The 17,684-nt window shown below is 36.7% G+C and carries 12 protein-coding genes; all 12 read right to left on the bottom strand.

From position 1 onward, the window contains the following. Positions 1-2: 2 nt before the first annotated feature. Entirely contained in the window at positions 3-1,301 is a 1,299-nt protein-coding gene (locus tag CEY12_RS03585) for a TolC family protein (RefSeq protein WP_089026386.1), read from the bottom strand. Position 1,302: 1 nt separating this feature from the next. Then, positions 1,303-4,401 (bottom strand): efflux RND transporter permease subunit, encoded by a 3,099-nt coding sequence (locus tag CEY12_RS03580; protein ID WP_172821004.1) that lies wholly within the window; start codon positions 4,399-4,401, stop codon positions 1,303-1,305. Between the two features lie 8 nt (positions 4,402-4,409). After that, positions 4,410-5,549, bottom strand: coding sequence for an efflux RND transporter periplasmic adaptor subunit (locus CEY12_RS03575; protein WP_228409783.1), 1,140 nt, complete (start codon positions 5,547-5,549; stop codon positions 4,410-4,412). Positions 5,550-5,616: 67 nt separating this feature from the next. After that, positions 5,617-8,322, bottom strand: coding sequence for a magnesium-translocating P-type ATPase (gene mgtA, locus CEY12_RS03570; protein ID WP_089026383.1), 2,706 nt, complete (start codon positions 8,320-8,322; stop codon positions 5,617-5,619). A 120-nt stretch (positions 8,323-8,442) separates the two neighbouring features. Next, entirely contained in the window at positions 8,443-9,168 is a 726-nt protein-coding gene (locus CEY12_RS03565; protein WP_228409782.1) for an MgtC/SapB family protein, read from the bottom strand. Between the two features lie 73 nt (positions 9,169-9,241). Beyond that, positions 9,242-10,609 carry a sensor histidine kinase gene (locus tag CEY12_RS03560; RefSeq protein ID WP_089026381.1) on the bottom strand — a complete coding sequence of 456 codons (1,368 nt, stop codon included), beginning with the start codon at positions 10,607-10,609 and terminating at the stop codon, positions 9,242-9,244. Continuing rightward, complete coding sequence (locus tag CEY12_RS03555) at positions 10,609-11,289, bottom strand: response regulator transcription factor (protein ID WP_089026380.1); 681 nt, start codon at positions 11,287-11,289, stop codon at positions 10,609-10,611. Before CEY12_RS03555 ends, CEY12_RS03560 begins: the two co-directional genes overlap by 1 nt. 44 nt (positions 11,290-11,333) lie before the next feature. Further along, a complete protein-coding gene (locus CEY12_RS03550) occupies positions 11,334-13,181 on the bottom strand; it encodes a chloride channel protein (protein ID WP_089026379.1) in 1,848 nt (615 codons plus the stop codon). Between the two features lie 562 nt (positions 13,182-13,743). Next, positions 13,744-14,451, bottom strand: a complete 708-nt coding sequence (locus CEY12_RS03545; protein ID WP_089026378.1) for a DUF421 domain-containing protein — start codon at positions 14,449-14,451, stop codon at positions 13,744-13,746. 86 nt (positions 14,452-14,537) lie between these two features. Next, positions 14,538-15,653, bottom strand: coding sequence for a serine hydrolase domain-containing protein (locus CEY12_RS03540; RefSeq protein WP_089026377.1), 1,116 nt, complete (start codon positions 15,651-15,653; stop codon positions 14,538-14,540). 39 nt (positions 15,654-15,692) lie between these two features. Then, the gene (locus tag CEY12_RS03535) at positions 15,693-16,613 is read right to left on the bottom strand and encodes a helix-turn-helix domain-containing protein (RefSeq protein WP_089026376.1); all 921 of its coding nucleotides are present in this window, start codon (positions 16,611-16,613) and stop codon (positions 15,693-15,695) included. Between the two features lie 136 nt (positions 16,614-16,749). Further along, the gene (locus tag CEY12_RS03530) at positions 16,750-17,589 is read right to left on the bottom strand and encodes an SDR family oxidoreductase (protein WP_089026375.1); all 840 of its coding nucleotides are present in this window, start codon (positions 17,587-17,589) and stop codon (positions 16,750-16,752) included. Between the last annotated feature and the right edge of the window lie 95 nt (positions 17,590-17,684).

Raw genomic sequence — 17,684 nt, 5'->3', positions numbered from 1 at the left:
AATTAAAAATTAATATCCCATATTCCGGCCGCTCTTTCCAGTTCTACTAATGAAACAGCATAGCTGTAAAGGGCATTATAATAATCATGTTGTACATCGTTATAAGTACGTTGTGCATTCAGGACTTCTAATAAAGAAGACTGCCCTCTTTTATAACTGTAAATTTTACCTTCAAGGATGGCTTGTGCCTCTGTAAGCAAACCAGATTTGAACTGGTCAGCCTGCTTTTGAGCTGCGATATACGTAAAATATGCCTGTGTAACTTCAGTTTGAATCTGGAGCTCTGTTTGTTTGTAGGTAGTTTCTGCCTGTAAGGTACCATATTGTGCAGCCCGGAGATCCCCGGATCTGTTATTGGAAAACTTTAATGGGATACTGATTCCGGCATTTACAGTGGTCATGCCTGGTGTAGGAGCAATAGTATTCCTGACATAAGCAGCATTGTTTACCCCGAATGATAATCCAAGATCAATTGCCCGATCAGCTTTAGCTTGCTTTAATAAGCTTTGAGAAACATGCTTACTTTGTAAAGCTGCTTTTAAATCTGCCCTGTTATTTTGTGCTTCGATGACGAGATCTTGTAGAGAAAACTGCCGCTCAAAGCCAGAGAAGTCACCTTTTGGATATAATAGAGAGTCATTTTTAGTTTTTCCGGACAAAAGAGAAAGGTTCGCTAACGAAGTTTTCCAATCTGCTTCTGCAGAAAATACATCATTAAGCATTGTTCCAGCTTCCAGTTTAGATTGTCGGGCATCTACCTGAGTAATTACCCCTAATTTAAAACGAATACTGTCTGATTCTGCCAGCTTTTTCATCTGGAGATAAGAATTTGATTCTACATCGAGCACAATTCTGTTTTGAATGGCTGCCAGATAAGCTAATGTTGCATCTGCACGAAGATTACGGAAGTAATCATCCAGAAGAAGACGGCTAAGCTGTGCCTGATTACGGGCTACCTCTATACGGGCTTTTCTTTTTCCGCCCATTTCCAATGTCCAGCTTACTTCAGAGTTGAAGCCGTAACCCAATTTCATTCTTTTCTGTCCATTATCAAACCATCCGAAACCTAATTGGGGGTCAGGAAATATTCTGGCAGTTTGTATCGCTGCATCAGCTATATTAACATTAAATTTTTCTGCAGAATACGCTAAATTATTTTTCCCTACAAGATTGATATAAGTTGCGTAGTCAATCGGTTTTTTAGCAAATGCAGTGTCTATCTTCTGAGCTTTTACCACAAATGATATACTCAGAAGGACTAACGCTAAAAAGGATTTTATGTATTTTTTTGTTGTAATCATTTTAATTTTCTTTTACGGCGTTATAACTCTTTCCCCATTTATTTTCTATTAAATAATAAAGTGCAGGAAGGGCAAATAATGTAATGATGGTTGAAAACAAGAGTCCATAAACAATAACAGTAGCTAAAGGCCTTTGTACATCTGAACCGATACCTGTTGCTAATGAAGCTGGGAATAATCCTAATATCGCTACTGTTGCAGTCATCAGAACAGGACGGAAACGATGTGATGCTCCTTCAATAACCGCTTTCCTCAGATTATATCCTTTTTTTCGCAGATCATTAATATGGGAGATCATGATCACTCCATTTTGTATAGCGACTCCAAACAAAGCTATAAAGCCTACTGCAGAAGAAATATTCAAGGTCATTCCGCGAAGATTAAGTGCCAGCATTCCTCCAAAAAGAGCGAGCGGAACAATACTTATTAAAAGTCCGGCCTGACGGAATGATTGGAAAGCTCCATAAAGTAAAATAAACATGATGGAAAGTGCTAGCGGGACAATTATTGAAAGTCTTCCATAAGCACGATTTTGGTTTTCAAACTGTCCACCCCATTTTACACTGTACTTTTCATGATCATATTTTACCTCTTTGTCAATAGCCTTTTCAGCTTGTGCTAAAAAAGAAGTAAGATCGGTACCACGAAGATTGAGACGTACTGTGAGATGGCGCTTGTTCATTTCACGGGCGATCATACTTTCTCCGGTGTTCATTTGTATATCTGCAACCTGGGAAAGTGGAATCTTTGCTCCGGATTCATTGGTCAACATTAGGCTTCCTATCTTTTCGGGAGTATTCCTGCTTATCTCGTTATATCGTGTAATGATGTCATACACCTTGATTCCCTGATATACTTTTGAAACCGCTTTTCCACCGATAGCTACCTCTATGAGATCTGAAACATCCGATACGTTTAGTCCATACTGAGCTATTTTTTCACGGTCTACTTTGATCTGCAACTGAGGTAATGGAGGCTCCTGGTCTATGGCAAGATCGACAGCTCCTTTTACTTTTTTTAAAGTCGTCATGACTTCTTCTGCTATTCGTCTTGTTTCTTTAAAATCATTTCCATAAACTTTAACCACAAGCTCGCTGTGTGCCCCTGAAATTTTATCCATTACCCCATCGATCATCGGTTGGGTAAAAGCAATATTATATCCGGGCATCGTTGCATATTCAGCTTCCAGCTCTTTAATGAGATCTGCTTTACTTCTGCCCCATTTCCATTCACTGTATGGTTTTAGACCTACGCTAACCTCAAAATGGGAAGGTGTCCATGCATCAGTTCCATCATCATTTCTCCCTGCCTGTACCATTACATAGGTTACTTCTTTATGTTTGAGGGTACGTGCCCGAAGGGTATCACTCATTTCTCTGGATTTCTCAACCGTAATGCCTGGTGGCAATGAAACCTGCAGCCATATTGAGCCTTCATCCAATGGTGGTAAAAAGTCTTTTCCTACGAGAGCTGTTAAAATACCGGTAGTTAAAAGAATAGCAATTAACGGGATGAATATTCGTTTAGGTCGGCTCATAATTTTCTGAACCCTGCTGTGATAGGCAGCTCCTATTTTCTCCAGCCAACGGTTATGATAGATCTTACGGGGTTTTCTATAGATCACAAAAGCCAATCCTGGAATAAGAAATAGGGCTACAGCCAATGCGCCAAGGAGTGCATATCCTACGGTAAAAGCCATTGGTGTAAATAGTTTCTTTTCCACTCTTTCAAAAGCGAACAATGGTAAATAGGCCGTGATAATAATGATCGTAGCAAAAAATACGGGTTTGGCGATTTCTTTTACTTTTTGGGTAATTGTTTTTTCATCAAGTTCTTCATCAGGATGATCTTCCCGTTTCTTTAAAATCGTTTCTAGCATGACAATAGCGCCATCTACAATAATTCCGAAATCGATCGCACCAAGTGATAACAGGTTAGCTGGGATATTGGTGAAATGCATTAATATAAATGCAATTAACAGCGATAATGGAATTGTAACCGCTACCAGTAAAGCACCACGCCAGCTTCCCAGAAAGACAATTAATACAATGATCACTAATGTCATTCCTTCAAGTAAAGTTTTCGAAACGGTATGTAAGGTATTGTCAACAAGATTTGTACGGTCTAATACAACGTGAATCTGAACTCCTTTTGGAAGAACGTTTTTATTCAGATCATCGACTGCTTCATTTACTCCTTTTAATACAACAGATGGATTTTCTCCTTTAAGTAATAAAACAATACCTTCTATGTTATCAGAGTAATTAGCTCCGCGCTGATCAGAATAACCTAATGCGCCTTTACGTTCCAGATTCCCATATTTTATCTTGCCAATATCATTCATGTACACAGGAGTACCATTGACTGATTTTACCACAACTCTTCCCATGTCTTCCAAAGATTTAACCAAGCCAATACCACGGATAACATAGGATTGATCACCTCTGTTCATGACACTTCCTCCTGAGTTGGCATTATTGGCTTCCAGTTTCTCTGCTACTTCTTTAAGGGAAATATTATACTGCTCCAGTTTTACAGGATCCAGTTCTACTTGAAACTGTGTGGTAATTCCACCAAAATTGGTAACATCAGCAACTCCTGAAACCTGTTTTATTTTAGGAATGATCATGAAATTCTGAAGATCGGTAAGCTCCCGAAGATCATGGTTTTTACTTTCAATAATATACCGGTATATCTCTCCGGTAGGCGATGTCAAAGGATCAAGCCCAGGAGTCACTCCATAGGGAAGCTCGAGATCTCCCAGTCTTTCTTTAATTCTCGTTCTCGCCCAATAATCATCTACTCCGTCGTTGAAAACAATTGTCACCATGGATAATCCAAAAGTACTCTTGCTTCGCATCACATGCATTCCGGGAAGTCCATTGATTGCCTGTTCAATAGGAATCGTAATCTGTTGCTCTATTTCTTCAGCAGCTAAACCGGGTACCTGAGTGACAACCTGAGACGTAACATCTCCAATATCAGGATATGCTTCTATAGAAAGTTGTTTCCACGAGTAATAGCCAAATAAGGCAAGCAATGCAAACAATGCCAGTATTAACCATCGTTTTGCAATGATGTTGTTCAGTATATTTTTCATGATATCTGTTATTTAGCGTCCAGAAGATAAAAAGCGCCATCACTGATAATGGTTTCGCCTGATTTTAATCCGCCTAGAATTTGAATTCTGTTATTTTCTGTTACACCTGTTTCTACATACTTCTTTACATATTCATTTTTTGAAGTCTGTACCAGAACATAATTTTTATCATTAAACTGAAGAACAGCTTTAGCCGGAACGAATATTTTCTTTTCAGCTGTGTTGCTGAATTTTACATTCACAAACATTCCCGGTTTTAAAAGGCGATCATTATTTTCACATTCTACAAGTACTTCTACACTTCGTGTTGCTTCATTTACAATTTCATTGATATGGTATATTTTTCCTGTCATTTTCCTATCAGGGAATGCGCTGACATTCACTTCTACACCTGTAAGGTTCTGAAGAAAACGAAGATCATTCTCTTTTACCTGACCCGCGATCCAGACTTTTGATAATTCGGCGATTACAACCATAGGAAGGGCATCTTCTTTTAAATATTGACCCATAACAATATCGTTCGTTACGACCTCTCCTTTTATAGGAGATACTACTACCAAAGGTGTATTCATAGACATTTTATCTCCATTCTTATAGATTTTCAAGGCTGCTGAAGCATTAGCCAGTGCTGTTTTTTTAATTTGAAATTCTGTAGCAGCTTCTTCAGTTTCACGTTGTATTCCTACTCCATGTTGTAATAGATCCTGCTGACGCTTCATATTCAATTCCGACTGACGGTATTCCTGCTGAGCATCACGATAATCTTTTTGTGCTGCGAAATAATCTTTAGAACTTACTGAAAACAAAGGAGACCCGGGTGCTACTTTTTGTCCTAGTTTAACATATGATTTTAAGATTCTTCCCGCAAATGGGGATGCTATTTCGGAATAAGTGTTGGGAATAGCTTTTACGGTTCCTACCGTCAAAAGATTAGGGCTATATTCTTCTTCTTTTACAGTGTAAACGGCTAGTTTAGAAATAACAGGTGAGTTTTTTTGTACAATAATAGTATCTCCCTTAGTAAGATAAGGAACCGTATTTTCAGAATGTTCTTTTTTACCGTTGCAGGAATAAAGGATAATTGAGGCTGTAGTAAACCATAGCAGTATGGGCATACTGCCTCTCAATCGTGTTGCTTTGATAGTCATTACGTTTAATATTTTTAATTGTTTTTATAAGGTTAATCGTGTTGTCTGTAAAAAGGCATTAGGTTGCTTACAACCAGGTATTGAATTTTTTAATAAACCAGTTTTTAACCCATTGCGTTAGCAGACAATAGCAAGTGAGTATCCCCAATAACCATGGGAAATAGCTCAGTGGTAAAGGCTGCATTTTTAATACTGAAGCAAATGGTGAGAATGGTAATGCAATCCCGATAATCATGATTAATGTCGTTAAAGCAACTACCGGAGCAGTAGCCCAACTTTGTATGAAAGGAATTTTTCTTGTTCTGATCATATGGATGATCAGTGTTTGAGAAAGCAATCCTTCAACGAACCATCCACTTTGGAATAAAGTCTGATGCTCAGCCGTATTGGCTTTAAATACATAATACATTACCGCAAACGTTGCAAAATCAAAAATGGAGCTGATAGGGCCTATGAAGAACATAAATCTGGCAACTCCTCCGGCATCCCATTTTTTAGGGGTTTCTAAGAACTCTTCATCCATTCTGTCCCAGGGAATAGAAATTTGCGAAATGTCATATAACAGATTCTGAATCAGTAAATGAACAGGAAGCATAGGAAGAAATGGTAAAAATGCGCTGGCTCCCAACATGCTGAACATATTTCCAAAGTTGCTGCTCGCCGTCATTTTAATATATTTAATAATATTTCCAAAGGTTCTTCTTCCATAGATCACCCCTTTTCTGAGTACCATTAGGTCTTTTTCAAGAAGGATGATATCTGCACTTTCTTTAGCCACATCCACTGCTGTATCTACACTGATCCCTACATCAGATTCTTTGAGTGCTGCTGCATCATTAATTCCATCCCCCATAAAACCTACCGTGTGTCCCTGACTGCGTAACACTTTTACGACGCGCACCTTTTGTAAAGGATTCAGTTTGGCAAATACAGAAACAGAGTCCATACGTTCTGCCAATACTTCGTCAGATATTTCGTCGAGATCTCTCCCATTAATGATATTGTGCACAGGAATTCCTACATCTTTACATATTTTCCGGGTAACAATTTCATTATCTCCAGTTAATACTTTTACACCAACCCCCAATTTATGTAAGGCTTCTATGGCTGGTTTAGCAGATGGTTTTGCCGGATCAAGAAAACCAATGAAACCGGTTAGGGTAAGGTCTTTTTCACTTTCTAAGGTATACGTAAGCGGATGAGAAGCATCAAATTCCCTGATAGCCACAAGAATTACACGCAATCCCTCTTCATTCATTTTTTTTGAAGTTTTCAAAACGATCTTACGCATGGCATCATCCATAGGAACCGCTTTATCATTTTCAATATGAATGTTTCTGTTGTCTCCCGGATCAAAAGCCTTACTGCATAATTCAAGCATTTCCTCTACAGCTCCTTTACAGATAAGAAGGTGATTTCCATTGTGCATTTTAAGAATGACCGACATTCTACGGCGTTGAAAATCAAAAGGAATTTCATCTATTTTAAGATACTGTTCCTCTACTTTAAGATAATCATGAAGTTCAACATGCTCCAAAACAGCTTTGTCTAAAAGATTTTTTAATCCAGTCTGATGATAGCTGTTCAGATAAGCCCATTTCAATACCTCGTCATCCTCTATTCCATGGACATTCAGGTGTTTTTCAAGAACAATTTTATCTAACGTAAGGGTTCCGGTCTTGTCTGTGCAAAGAATATCCATTGCCCCGATATTCTGGATGGAATTCAATCTTTTTACAATTACTTTGCGTTTACTCATGTTTACAGCCCCTTTAGCCAGATTGGCGGTAACGATCATAGGAAGCATTTCAGGAGTTAATCCTACAGCTACTGCGATGGCAAATAACAGAGCTTCCCACCAGTTTCCTTTGAGGAGACCATTGACTAAAAATATGATAGGAACCATAACCAGCATAAAGCGGATCAGAAGAAAACTTACCTTGTTGATTCCTTTATCAAAGCTTGTTTCAGGTCGTTCCCCTGTGATCGATTTACTGATGCTTCCAAAATAAGTATAGCCTCCGGTAACGACAATGACTGCTGTGGCAGAACCACTTACCACATTGGTTCCCATAAAACATAGGTTATTCAGTTCAATAACCTGTCTTTTTTCTGCATCCCGTACAGGAAGGTGATTTTTCTCTACCGGTAATGCTTCTCCTGTAAGCATACTTTCACTGATAAATAAATCCTTACTTATTAGAATTCTACAATCTGCAGGAATCATATCACCAGCAGACAGGTAAATGATATCCCCGGGAACAAGCTCGCTAATAGAAATTTCCTGTTTGCTTTGAAATTTTCTAAGTACAGTAGCGGTTGTTTTGACCATACTTTTCAGCTTTTCTGCTGCGTTATTACTCCTGTATTCCTGGATAAACCGCAATAAAGTACTTATCAGAATCATAATCGAAACAACAATTACGGTCTTAAAATCCCGCTCTTCTACAGGAGGAAGCCATACGTCAATAAGAAATGATACTGAGGCAATAGCGAGAAGTATATAGATGAATGGATTAGCAAAAGCCTTTAAAAGTTGTATATACCATTTAGGAGCTTTCTGATGTTGAATTTCATTAAGGCCAAATCTGTCTTTACGTTCGTCCGCCGTTATATTGGTTATACCTTCTTCACTGGTTTCCAGCATTGCGTATACAAACTTATCATCCTGGCTGGATGCATTATGCAGTTTGGTGATGGTTCCTACATTCATTCCATCGGAATTAATGATTGAATGGAACGGGTTTTTGATTTTTTCTTTTAGCTTAATCATGACACCGTTTTTTGTTTATTTATTGTATAGGATCGTAATAACCTGCATCATGGAAGCTGATGCGTTATTTTAATTGAAAAAAATCTGTTGAATAGATTCTGAATATTGTACCTACGAAGACTATAGCTCTGATTGAGTACCAATAATCTCCCAACTGACCTTATGAACTTTTTCTTCGATCGTAAGACGACTGGCAGTTCGTTCTATAAGGCTGTCCTGAGGTGTTGCAGTGACGATAACGGCAGTTATAACGACTTTGTCTTCAATGTCATCACTTGATAATGATTTTAATAATAGCTTTTCATCATTTCCCAACATTTGCATCAGTAATACACGGATATGGTTTTCTACATCTGCCGTACATTTTATGGTAAAAAGATAATCGGTTTGTACATTACCTGATTTTACGAAAGTAAATCTGTTTAACCGGATACCTATCGGACGGAGAATAATGTGGGTGAACATTACTGTAAGGGTTACCACCGCAGCTTCCAATTGTAGTCCCATTCCGCTTAAAGCACCTACAGCAGCGGAACACCATATTGTTGCAGCGGTATTCAATCCCTGTACATTGAGTCCATCTTTCATGATCACTCCGGCACCGAGAAATCCTATACCGCTCACAATATAGGAAGCAATTCTTCCGGTCGCATCGCCACCGATTTTAATAGAAAGAAGGATAAAAGCTGTTGCTCCAAGTGAAACCAATGCATTGGTACGTAAACCTGCACTTTTCTGACGCCAATGTCTTTCGATACCGATGGCGGAACCTAATAACATTCCGCTTAAAAGTCTGATAGTAAATTCCAATAGTCCCATAATTCCTCTTCTTTTATTTGATGGCACAAAGGTCTTTACAATCTGCCATAAACGCGGTTAGAGAACCAGTAGAAAAAAATTAGAATTTTATTAGAAAAAATTATAAATGGGGTAATTCCACAGTGAAAGTAGTTCCGGCATCTACTCGTGAAGAGACATTGATCGTCCCTTTATGGAGATCAACTATTTTTTTGGTGAGAGGAAGTCCTATTCCGTTACCATCAGCAAATTCTTTATTTTCTCCTCTATGGAACGGAGCAAAAATAAAGTTCATATCTTTTTCAGATATTCCAATTCCATCATCAGAAAATGTCAGAATAATCATATCGTGGCTGAATATAATGGAAACTGTACTTTTATGATCATCTGAAAATTTACAGCCATTTTCAAGAAGGTTTACGAAGGCTACTTTTAGCAGGTATTCATTACCAATGACAGAAATTTGATTTTCATCATCAATATCAGCTTTAAAATTAAGATCAATTTTATAATCATAATTATAATTCTGAACCTGCTGACGGGCATCTAATAAGATCTCATCGATCCGCACCGGTTTAAATGAAATTTCAGTAGGATCATAACTTGCTTTGGCAAAATCTAATAAGCTATTGGATAAGCGGACCAGTTTTTTAGAATCGTCCAATACATTATTGATGACAATTTTGTATTCGTCATTGGTTCTGTCTTTATTGACAGAGAGTTCAAGTTCGGTAATAATAGCTGCTAAAGGCGTTCTCAATTCATGGGATATATTGGAAACAAAGCTTTTTTGTGCATCAAAAGAACTTTCCAGACGATTGAGCATATCATTGAATGTATTTGCAAGTTCAGATAATTCATCCTTACTTTCAGTTGTTTCAAGGCGTAGATCAAGATTGGTTGCCGAAATACTTCTTGCTTTTTCTGTCATTTCATTTACCGGTTGAAATGCTTTTCTTGAAAATATCCTTCCAGCCAGAAAGATGATAATGATTGAAAATACGAATACGATAACAATTGTTTTCAATAAATTATTGATCTTACTATATCCATATTGATCATACGAAGCAGCTGTTACAAGATATTTTTGCCCCTCATATTCATAGACAACTCCAATTACCTGCCAGCTATCCTGATAAAATTTTATGCTGCCTTTGGAATTAATATCATTGAGCATTTTTGAGGTCTCTTTTACGAAATCTATATCCACGGCATCATGGTACAAAAGCTTATGATTAGTATTGTAAATAGCTACTTCTACTTCATTTAATGTTTTGCGGTTGTTGTGATAGATTTCCTGTAAGGTACGCTTGTCTACTTTTGCATTTAGAAATAGATTGGCTTTTGTATATGCTTCTTTTTTCAAGAGAGCATAAAACTCTGTTTCACGGCTTTTGGTAGCAGAAAAATAGATCACACATGCAAATACCAGTAGTATAGTTGCAGTAATGATTGTGAATAATATAGTGAGCCGTGTTTTGATTTGCATTACTCCAATTTAAGGATAAATCCCATACCGGACTTGGTATGAATCAATTTTTGATCAAAATCTTTATCAATTTTCTTTCGCAGATAGTTGATATACACGTCTATAAAGTTTGTTCCGGTATCAAAGTGGGTATCCCAGACTTTTTCTGCAATTTCTACACGCGACAAAACCCTCTCTGTATTTTGCAGCATATATTCAAGCAGCTTGAACTCTTTAGGAGTGAGATTAATATCTTTTGTACTGCGTTTAACGATCTTGGTATGAAGGTTCATTTCCAGATCAGCATACCGCAGAATAAATCCCGTGTTTTGGGCAGTCTTGGTATTTCTTTTTAATAAAGCCCTGATTCGTACCAATAATTCCCTCATTTCAAAAGGCTTTACGAGATAATCATCTGCGCCGGCATCAAAACCTTCTACTTTATCATCCGTTGTTCCCAATGCAGTAAGCATAATGATCGCTAAATCCGGTTTGATCTGGCGTACTTCCCTGCAAAGGTCAATACCATCCATTTTAGGAAGAACAATATCTGTGATCACAAGATCATAATCATTCTGTAATGCCAATTTCTTTCCGGAAAGCCCGTCATATGCTAACGTTACCGTAAAACCCTGTTCTTCCAAACCTCTTTGGGTAAGTTGTGCTACTCTTAGGTCGTCTTCTATGATTAGGATGTTCATATCTGCAAAGGTATCAAATATTGTTTCGGTAAAATAAACCCGATCTAGTCGGAATATTTCTTCAATAATTCCCTGTAACTCATTAATACAGTAGATTTAGAAATAAATCCTATAAATCGGTTATGTATATCAACGACAGGCAAATTCCAGACACCGGTTTCATCAAATATTTGAATGATCTTTAAGGGCTCATCTTCAGGATGAATAACGGCTGGTGGAGCTTTCATCAACTGTTGGATAGTTAATGATACATCTTTATCTCTATTAAAAAGAAGCGGACGGATATCATCCAATGTTAAAATTCCTTTCAACATCTTTTCATCATCTACGATCGCAAAAACATTCTTTTTCCCGTTTTTGATTAATTCATACAGATCATTGAGGGGTGCATCATGATTAATGGTTTGAGAATCCCAATCGATCAACTCTTTTGTTCGGAGTGAAGACATCAGATTCTTATCATGTTCATGCGTAAATATTTTTCCCTCATCGGCCATATTTTTTAATTCCGGGGAGATCGGCGAAAACCATTTTGCCATTAGGTATGACATTACAGAAACGATCATCAGAGGAATAAATAAATCATATCCGAAACTCGATTCAGCAATAAGGAAAATCGCAGTAAGAGGTGCATACAATACGCCGCTCATTGCTCCAGCCATCCCTACAAGAACAAGATTGGTCACCGGTACATCTTCAAAACCGATTTGTTTACAGATCATAGCAAAAAGAAAACCTACCGTACCTCCAGCAAAAAGGGATGGTGCAAAATTTCCCCCATTTCCGCCACTAAAAATAGTAATGGACGTGGCAAATGCTTTTAGAAGACATATAAGAACCAGAAAAATAATAACGGTCCAGTTTCCAATTTCAAAATACCTGAAAAGACTGTTTTCAATAATAAAATGAGCGTTACCGTTGGTGAAATCTTTTACGGTTTCATATCCCTCTCCAAATAATGGTGGAAATAATACACAAAGTAAAGATAATGCTGCTCCACCTATCATTGCTTTACGTATTCTGGAGACTTTAAGTTCTTTGATGAAATGTTCTACCTTTTGAGAAATAACGACAAAATAACGGGCATATAAACCGGTAACAATCCCCAGTATCAGATAATAGGGAACATTATGATAATTAAAAGATTCTCTGGCATGAAACCTGAACAGGATATCCTCCTGAAGTAATATTCTCGATAAAAGACTTCCGCAGACTGCTGCAACAACCAAAGGAATAAAGTCTGAAAAAACAACTCCTGTTAATAATATTTCAAAGGCAAACATTACTCCTGCTATAGGAGCATTGAATGCAGAGGCTATACCTGCTGTAGCACCTGCTGCCAGAAGCAGAGTCCTTTCTTTATATCCTAATCGATACGTTTGTGCGTAATTGGATCCAATGGCAGCACCTGTAACAGCTATAGGACTTTCCAGTCCGGCAGATCCCCCAAGTCCTACCGTAATGGCACTTTGAACGATCTGTGAATACATTTTCACGGAAGAAACGACACTGGAGTTTTGGGCAATTTCATAAAGAATAGCCCCTATCCCTTTTCTGTCCTGTCCCTTGAATAGGGTTAGAACAATACTTGTCGTTAGCACAATTCCTAAAAACGGAAAAACAATGTAAAAAAGGATCTGATATTCAAAATGAACTTTGTTTACAATGAAGTAATGAATGGTATGAACCAGTGTTTTAAGAATTACCCCTGCCAACCCTGCAGTACACCCTACCAGAATACCCGAAAGAATAAGAAACTGGCTACGGCTGAGTCTGTTGCTCAGCCAATGAAGAATAAGCTCATAACTGCGAACTTTTTCGAGACCATATTTCTGAAAATCTCTTTTAAACTTAAGAAAACTGAGGTATTTTCTTTTATTGTGAATCTTCACGGGTAATTATTTGGTATTTTACTGTTTTATACGAATCCTTCACTAATGAATACAGAAAACTATATTAAAGAGTGAAATAATGCTAAAAAAGGGTTAATGATTAACGAATTTTTCACAGCTTTTCAAAGGCTGATCCAAAAGAATAACCAAATATAAGGAAAAAAGAATACAACTTCAACGGAGTCAGATTTTACGCTTGCCTATTTAATTTATGCATTATGGCATTGGCTAAAGTTGTTTATTTTATTGCAGATCTAGCAGATGACACAGATTTATTTTAACGCAAAGATTTATTATGATTCCGTTTATTATTGAGGTTTGCAAAGAGTAGCTTCGCTGATGAAGTTTATGTAATATTAAAAAATCTTCGATTTTATCTTAACTTATGTGTACTTTTTGTGCAGGATATATTAAACTTAAAGTAACTTAAGTGTTAAGACTTTTGTGAGTTGAGATTGCTTCACATTCGTTCGTAATGACAGAGTGTTTAAAAACTTTTGTGACTTTTGTCTACGTCGAACCTTCGGTTTGTGGTTTAATTTAAATTCTCGCAGTTTGAAATCTAGGTTATCCTTTTTTTATTACTGGCTAAGACCCATTCATCCTTTTTACAAATACGACAACTTCCTGCATTTCCGGGTGATTTCATTTCTGTATGACCGCAGAATGTACAGGAATAATGGGCTTCTTCATCAAGATATTTAAGAGGTTTTTGAAGAGAATTAGGCATTATTGGGAGCCCATATTTCACTTGAGAATCTTCAAAATAAAATACACTGATTTCACCGGAAATTTCTTCAATGGCCATTTCAATTTGTCCTAGCTGTGAAATCCCTTTTAATCGTAACTCTGCGAAGAATTCGTCACTCCCAAGGTTTTCTTTTTTGAAATTTTCAATGGAGAATTGTCCGTTTTCGATCAGGCAGATTGAAGTACCTTCAATGAGTTTTTCTATTTTTTTGTATTTTCCTATCAGATAGGTAACAACGCTGTAAAGTAAGATGATAACAATAAAAACAATGACTGAAGAAACAATTCCGACATCTTTATTGAACATAGGATCACCTGCAGCTGAGCCTAAGCCAATGATAACTACAAGTTCAAAAATAGAAAGTTGTTTAACTCCCCTTTTCCCCAAAATCCGAAGCCCTATAATGATTGTCAAAAACATAATGGCTGTACGAAGAATAATTTCCAGAATAAATGACCATTCTTCGTGTCCCATTAGTAATTCTTTCCAGTTAAGCTCTAAGAGAAATATGGATAACATAGGAATTCATTTTGGAAAGGAATATTCAAAAAATGAGCCATCATACAGTGGCTCATTTCCTTATTTATTTGTTTCACAAAAGAAAATCATTTTGTAGAAATTGATTTCAACTTAAGGGCTAAAATTTTACTTATGTCTACTGCAATATTTCTTTTGGCTGCATCTACAGAAGCTATCGAAATGGTTGCATTTAATTCCGGGATATAAGAAACATCAGTTCCCAATCCACCTCCATGATTAAATTCAGTCATATTGCCTGCCTTTATCTTTCTGATACCCAGACAATAGTTGATATCAAGATCAGGAGAAACATCTGTATACATTAGCTTTAGTATCTCCTGATCTTTTATGATTTGTCCGTTAAAAAGTAATTGGAAGAATTTTGCCATTTCATATACATTAGAAGCCATCCCTCCTCCTCCATAGAGATCCCACGACGGATTGATATCTTTGATTTCCCATTGAAAACTGCTCCAATACTGGTTAACCAATAGAAGAGAATTTTCAGGTTTTTTTTCAAGCTGGACAAACCATGTGTTTGTGAGATGATGTTTTTTTAATTCAAGCAATGAATGAACTGCTTCATAAAATGGTTTCCCAGTTTTTTGCTCAATAATTTCTGACAATAAAACGTAATTGATATCTGCATATTTAAATATAGATCCCGGTTGTGCCAATGGTTTCCCTTCTTTTGTAGCTAAAATAATCTGTTCATCTCTTGTCCAGTTATAGTTTTTATGTGTACTGATAAAACTAAAATAGCTTTCTGTCACATAATCTCTGATTCCTGATGTATGAGACATTAAATGAAACAAGGTGATCGTATTTAGATCATAACCTGCTGCAGAAAGAAGGTGGGATGTTTTGGATGTTAATAGATCTTTAAGAGGCTGTCGGAGGTTCATTTTCTTCTTTTCAATCAATTTCAGGATTGTTGCTGCTATGTATGGTTTTGTATTACTGGCTATAAGAAGAGGTTGTCCGGAATTCAATTTTTCATTATTATTTATGCCATTTTTACCAGTGGTATAGCTCCATGAAATATTCTGGTGAGGAGATTCTATATGTACAAGAAGTCCAATTGTTTCAGGATGGGCAAGAAAAGAAGAATCGACGATCTTTTGGAATGCCAATTCTGTGTTTTGAGCATATCCATTAGAAGGTAAAATAAGGATTAAAACTGATAAAAATAGTAAACGCATAGAATTGTGGATTATATAAAAAGGAGTAAACGATATTCTTTAATTCAACGATTGTCTGTACTGCAAAGGAGATTGTTTTGTTTTTGCCTTGAACAGTTTATTGAAAGACTGGGGATGCTCAAAACCTAAGTCGTAAGCAATTTCGGAAATGCTGAGATCAGTTGAAGTTAATTTTTCTTTGGCCTTATCAATGAGCTTTAAATGAATATGTTGCTGGGTATTCATTCCTGTGTAATTTCTAAGGAGATCACTTAAATAGTTTGAGGAAAGAAGAAGTTGGTCTGAAAAATATTTTACACTTGGTAAGCCTTTGTTTAAAGAAATTTCATCATTAAAATACTCTGATAAAAGAGCTTCAAATTTTCCAATAATGGTGTGATTGATTACTTTTCGGGTGATAAACTGACGTTTATAGAACCGGTTGCTGTAATTAAGAAGGACTTCCAGGTAGGATACAATAAGATCCTGACTTACATCATCTATTGATGCATCAAGCTCCTGCTTTATATCTTCAAAAATACTGATGATCTTCTTCTTTTCACGCTCTGATAAATGCAGCGCTTCATTGATATTGTATGAGAAAAAACCATATTTGGAAATTGTTTTTCCCAGCGGATATGATAAAAGGAAATCTGGATGAAAAAACAGGCTCATTCCCTCACATCTGTCATTTCCGTCAACCACAGATAATGCCTGATTTGGAGCAACAAAAATTAAACCTCCTTCATCAAAATCATAATACCCCTGTCCGTATTTTAATTTTCCTTTCAGATTACTTTTATAAGAGAGCATATAAAAATTGGTCACCAACTGCTGTACTTCGGATCCTGAAGCAATTGTATCATGATTAAATAAAACAATTAAAGGATGTAACGGTTGGCTAGTACCAAATGCTTTGGTCAATTCTGAAACGGAGTCAAAATAACTCAGATTGTTCTTTTTTATAGACTGATCGATCATTTTGATCTGTTTTAATGATTAATTAATATAAATGATCTCATTTCCATTATGGCTGTAGGTACAAAAATAAGGAAATAAGATATGTAAACATGTAAAAAGTCTGCAATAGAATAGCTTGCAGACTTTAAAATTCATTTTAATTTTTAAACCCATCCGGCATAAATAGGTGTCTAAGAGTATTCACATATTCCTGATCCGGTTTGCTATTTCGGATTTCGAATAAGGGTTCAATATCTGGACCAGCAATATAACGAAGCTGGTTCGTATTATCTGTTACTGCTGTATAAATTACATGCGCTACATCGTCAGAAGAATAAAGATTGCTTCCACCCTCAAAAGATTTGAAGAATAAAGCCATTTCTTCAGAAAAACTTTTGTAATCTTCTAATGACGGATCAAATGCAAATTCTTGATTAGCTCTTTCATAAAAAGAGGTGGCAATGTATCCGGGTTCTACGATCTTTACTTTAATATTCTGAGAATTCAATTCGAATGCTAATGACTCTGAAAAGCCTTCTATAGCGAATTTTGAAGCGCTGTAAACAGATAATAAAGGAGTGGTTACCCTACCCGCTCCAGATGTTATATTAAGAACAGTTCCTGAATTATTGGCTCTGAAATGAGGTAATATGGCTCTGGTAACATTCATAACCCCAAAAACATTCACGTCAAATTGTGCTCTGATCTTTTCAGGAGTTACCGCCTCGAAAATTCCCTGTTGTCCATACCCTGCATTGTTAATCACAGCATCAATTTTTCCAAACTGTTCTATTCCATGATGGATTGCCTTCTGAATAGAATCATTATCCGTTACCTCCAATTCGGTAACTAATACATTTTCATATTGATTCAGTTCCTTTTCTTTTTCAGGATTTCGCATAGTGGCAATAACATTCCATTTATTCTTTGCAAAGTACAGTGCCGTTGCTTTCCCAATACCGGATGATGCTCCGGTAATTAATACGGTTTTATTCATTTTTCTTTTTTTAGTACACTGCAAATTTCTATGCTTTTGGAGCATTTGAATAAACCGAAATGGGGAGAAAAACAAGCCGAAACGGGGATTGACTA

This window comes from Chryseobacterium sp. T16E-39 (genome assembly GCF_002216065.1).
In the GTDB taxonomy this organism is placed as follows: domain Bacteria; phylum Bacteroidota; class Bacteroidia; order Flavobacteriales; family Weeksellaceae; genus Chryseobacterium.
The sequence above is the reverse complement of the archived record's forward strand: the minus strand, read 5'-3'. Positions and strand labels throughout refer to the sequence as shown.

What these genes read in the sequence shown, in the direction of transcription:
- CEY12_RS03585 (WP_089026386.1), bottom strand. Translation starts at nt 1,301, where the DNA reads ATGATTACAACAAAAAAATACATAAAATCCTTTTTAGCGTTAGTCCTT.
- CEY12_RS03580 (WP_172821004.1), bottom strand. Translation starts at nt 4,401, where the DNA reads ATGAAAAATATACTGAACAACATCATTGCAAAACGATGGTTAATACTG.
- CEY12_RS03575 (WP_228409783.1), bottom strand. Translation starts at nt 5,549, where the DNA reads ATGACTATCAAAGCAACACGATTGAGAGGCAGTATGCCCATACTGCTA.
- mgtA (WP_089026383.1), bottom strand. Translation starts at nt 8,322, where the DNA reads ATGATTAAGCTAAAAGAAAAAATCAAAAACCCGTTCCATTCAATCATT.
- CEY12_RS03560 (WP_089026381.1), bottom strand. Translation starts at nt 10,609, where the DNA reads ATGCAAATCAAAACACGGCTCACTATATTATTCACAATCATTACTGCA.
- CEY12_RS03555 (WP_089026380.1), bottom strand. Translation starts at nt 11,289, where the DNA reads ATGAACATCCTAATCATAGAAGACGACCTAAGAGTAGCACAACTTACC.
- CEY12_RS03545 (WP_089026378.1), bottom strand. Translation starts at nt 14,451, where the DNA reads ATGTTATCCATATTTCTCTTAGAGCTTAACTGGAAAGAATTACTAATG.
- CEY12_RS03540 (WP_089026377.1), bottom strand. Translation starts at nt 15,653, where the DNA reads ATGCGTTTACTATTTTTATCAGTTTTAATCCTTATTTTACCTTCTAAT.
- CEY12_RS03535 (WP_089026376.1), bottom strand. Translation starts at nt 16,613, where the DNA reads ATGATCGATCAGTCTATAAAAAAGAACAATCTGAGTTATTTTGACTCC.
- CEY12_RS03530 (WP_089026375.1), bottom strand. Translation starts at nt 17,589, where the DNA reads ATGAATAAAACCGTATTAATTACCGGAGCATCATCCGGTATTGGGAAA.